We start from the raw sequence: 3,391 nt of genomic DNA on the forward strand, positions 1-3,391 counted from the left end.
CCGCGCCGCCTCGCAATCGCTGCTGCTGACGCCGCTGTTCGACGCCCGCGGCGAAGGCAACGCGGTGCTCGCCCTGCTGCCCGATGGCGGCGCCCAGGCCTTCGCCGAGACCGGCGCGCTGACGCTGCGCTTCACCGCGCTGGGCAACACCACGCTGACGCTGCGCCAGGGCGAATGGATGAACCTGGGCACCGGCCGCGCGGGCAAGCCCGCGCTCAGCGCGCACCCGGGGCCGGACTTCGTGCGCCAGGTGCCGCGCGGCTTCCTGGACCCGCTGCCGACGCGGGCCGACAAGTTCGCCGGCAGGCCGCGCGAGGCCAAGCCCGTCGGCGCAATCAGTTATGCCGACGCCAAGCCCTGGATCGACCATGCCGATCCCGCGCTGCGGCGCCTGGCGCTGCTGCGCTGGAAGCAGCTGGCGAAGAAGACCGAGTTCCGCGCCGGCCTGGTGGCCGGCATCAAGACCCATCCCGAATGGCAGGTCATCCTGTACCCGCCTGATTGATCGACTGACTGATCGTTTGATTGAGAGCCCGCCATGAAGCTCCTTGCCAAGTTCAACATCATCTTCCTGCTCGTCTTCCTGGTCGGCCTCGCCGCTTCCAGCCTGGTCGCCCGCGGCCTGCTGCAGAAGGCCGCCAAGGAGGACGTGATCGACCGTGCCCGGCTGCTGATGGAGAAAGCCAACGCCGTCAGCAGCTACACCGCCACGCAGATCAAGCCGCTGCTGGAAACGCAGATGAAATACAGCTTCCTGCCCCAGTCGGTGCCGGCCTACTCGGCGGCCGAGGTGCTGGCCTCGCTGCAGAAGTCGTATCCCGAATACGGCTTCAAGTCCGCGATGCTGAACCCCACCAACCCTCGGGACCGCGCGGTGGCCTGGGAGGAGGACGTGGTGAGCCAGTTCAAGCTCAATGCCGACATGAAGGAGTTCATCGGCGAGCGCGACACGCCCAGCGGCCCGTCGCTGTACATCGCCCGCCCGATCCGCATCAGCAACCCCGCCTGCCTGGCCTGCCACAGCACGCCGGATGCCGCCCCGGCCACGCTGACCGAACGCTACGGCCCGTCCAACGGCTTCGGCTGGAAGCTCGGCGACACGCTGGGCGCGCAGGTCGTCTCGGTGCCGATGCGGGTGCCGCTGCAGCGGGCGGACCAGGCGCTGATGGTGGTGGTGGGCGTGCTCGCCGCGGTTTTCCTGCTGATCGGCGCGGCACTGAACTTCATGCTCTGGAAGCTGGTGATCCAGCCGGTGAGCAAGCTCTCGGCGATTGCCGACCGGGTGAGCCTGGGTGAGTTCGAGGCGCCGGAATTTGCGGCAGGGTCAAAGGATGAAATCGGGACGCTGGCGGATTCGTTCGGACGGATGAGGAAGAGTCTGGCGCATGCGATGAAGATGTTGGATGCGTGAGGCAAGCGGCGCGAAGGTACGAACGAAAAGTGGCGGCCTAACACCGCGTGATTAGGCGGCCTAATTCGCTCCGTTCGCAGTGATGGTGGCGATATTGGCAATCGTGAACGCGCTGCCTAACAAGGGGCGCTGTATAGGATGCGGATCGTCTAAATACAAGTTAGGCTTCCATTCCAAGTCCTCGCCCGCAGAGATGATCACCAAGTCAGCCGCCGACGAAGTCGTTTCCAACTATTTGCGTACCCTCGAACGCGAAATGAACTTGTTCGGCTCCGCTCTTCCCGAGAGCGAGGACCGGCCACCTCATCGGCTTGCTGTTGTCGGCGTTCAAGAGCAGGACTTTGGCTGGGTCTACATCTACAACTCGATGGAGTTCGCGGAAACCGGAGACTTCCTGTACTCCCTCGTAGGGAATGCGCCGGTGATCGTGGATCGGCAGGATGGCAAGCTATACGCCACTGGAACAGCCAAGCCAGTCGAACACTATCTGGCCGAGTTTCGAGCGGGAGTACGACATGCGCTCTAGGAACGCGGTCTTCCAACGCCCGCGGCCTAACCCGCAGTTCCAGCCGACGCCTAACGGCGCGGCTGAACGCAATCGTTAGGCATCTTGGGAGAGTGCGCGTGAGCATCGATCTTTGGCTTGAAGCCGACGACCAACTCCCTGAAGACGCCCTGGGCGTTCTCCTACGTGAGGCGGGCGCAGTTCAGTTTGAATTGGAGAACGGTTCCGTCGGATTCGCCTTCCAGTCTGGCCCAAATGCTTTTCCGCGAGGAGCGGACGGGGCGCCGCGTATCAAGGCCGAAGATCCGAGAGGCCTAGGCTTTGCCGTTGCAAGCCGCTGCGTCTTCCGTCCAACTAGCGGGGAGTACGACGAATGCATGGCGGACCTTCGACAACTTCTGGAAAGCGTGGTCGAGCGAACCGGTGCTCACTTTGTTGTGTCGTTTCAGTTGGAGGAGACTCTTTTCCTCAACTCGGGGAAGGGCCTGCAGTGTCTCTAGATCGTCCGCTGAGGCCTAACCTTGCATTCCAGCGGACGCCTAACGGCGCCGCTGAATTTGAACGTTAGGCCTCTAAGAGAGTGCGCCACTTCAAGTTGGTACCGAAATCATGAATCGAACATTCACCGCATGGGCCGAGACGGAAGGCGGCGAAATCACATGTTTCTCTGTGGGTGAGGAACCTCCAAGAACTGGAAATGGAGAGAGGCTGCCGGAGTGCATGGTGCCGCTGTGGCGGATTCAGGCCGGGAGCCACGAAGAGGCCATGGCGGTTTACAACATCCGCTGCGGATACAAGCCGTATGTACCCCTCGGTGATCCGGAGCCTTGCCCGGCGTGCAATGCGCAGTACTACCCACATGGAAGTGCGCAATGCTGGAGGTGTGGTTATGAAGGCTAAGGCGACTCAATCGCCGCAGAGTACGCTGGCAGCTATTCGGAGGCCTAACCGGTCGCTCGAGCCGATGTCCGTCGGCAAGCCTCCGTCCGCGGCTCAGCTTCAACGTTAGGCCTGCCAGTTCATGCACGAGTACATCGAGCGACTGCAAACGCCGCGTGATCGCATGCTCCATCTATGGTTCGAGCCATGGGCGGAAGGTTTGGCATTCCCTCCTGAGACGAGCGTTGAGCTTCGTGCGGAATCCACCCTGCCTGGCAAGCTCGAACTCGATGAAACGCCGGAACGCACCGCGGTCTATGGCTGGGCGGGAAGTACGTTGCGCGTCTTTACTGATGGGCAGCTTGTCCAATCATTCGACCAGGCCGTACCAGAGATTCTTGCCAGACTATCCACCAAGGAAGGCATCAGTATGCTATTCGGCGAACCACCCACGCCCACACCAGCGGAAGGCGCAGGCTGGCGCAAACGACCCTGGTGGCGCCTGTGGAAATGACCGACGAATCTTCTTGCGGCCCGACAAGCATGCCTAACCCGCAGTTCCAGCCGACGCCTAACGGCGCGGCTGAACGCAATCG

Annotated in this window: 5 protein-coding genes; all 5 read left to right on the forward strand. The window is 62.5% G+C overall.

The genetic code is table 11. The features are described 5' to 3' along the window. On the forward strand, positions 1 to 505 hold a 505-nt coding region (locus B0W88_RS34000; protein WP_158080977.1), incomplete at its 5' end, for a hypothetical protein. A gap of 33 nt (positions 506 to 538) precedes the next feature. After that, positions 539 to 1,411 (forward strand): DUF3365 domain-containing protein, encoded by an 873-nt coding sequence (locus tag B0W88_RS30685; protein WP_077038279.1) that lies wholly within the window; start codon positions 539 to 541, stop codon positions 1,409 to 1,411. 193 nt (positions 1,412 to 1,604) lie between these two features. After that, positions 1,605 to 1,937 (forward strand): YrhB domain-containing protein, encoded by a 333-nt coding sequence (locus B0W88_RS32755; RefSeq protein WP_158080978.1) that lies wholly within the window; start codon positions 1,605 to 1,607, stop codon positions 1,935 to 1,937. Between the two features lie 98 nt (positions 1,938 to 2,035). Further along, positions 2,036 to 2,416, forward strand: a complete 381-nt coding sequence (locus B0W88_RS33240) for a hypothetical protein (protein WP_144007092.1) — start codon at positions 2,036 to 2,038, stop codon at positions 2,414 to 2,416. A 521-nt stretch (positions 2,417 to 2,937) separates the two neighbouring features. After that, positions 2,938 to 3,309 carry a hypothetical protein gene (locus tag B0W88_RS33245; protein WP_144007093.1) on the forward strand — a complete coding sequence of 124 codons (372 nt, stop codon included), beginning with the start codon at positions 2,938 to 2,940 and terminating at the stop codon, positions 3,307 to 3,309. Positions 3,310 to 3,391: the final 82 nt, after the last annotated feature.

It is taken from the genome of Pelomonas sp. KK5, assembly GCF_001984095.1.
Taxonomy (GTDB): Bacteria; Pseudomonadota; Gammaproteobacteria; order Burkholderiales; family Burkholderiaceae_C; genus KK5.

Coding starts and splice junctions, on each gene's coding strand:
- B0W88_RS33245 (WP_144007093.1), top strand. CDS start 2,938: ATGCACGAGTACATCGAGCGACTGCAAACGCCGCGTGATCGCATGCTC.
- B0W88_RS32755 (WP_158080978.1), top strand. CDS start 1,605: ATGATCACCAAGTCAGCCGCCGACGAAGTCGTTTCCAACTATTTGCGT.
- B0W88_RS30685 (WP_077038279.1), top strand. CDS start 539: ATGAAGCTCCTTGCCAAGTTCAACATCATCTTCCTGCTCGTCTTCCTG.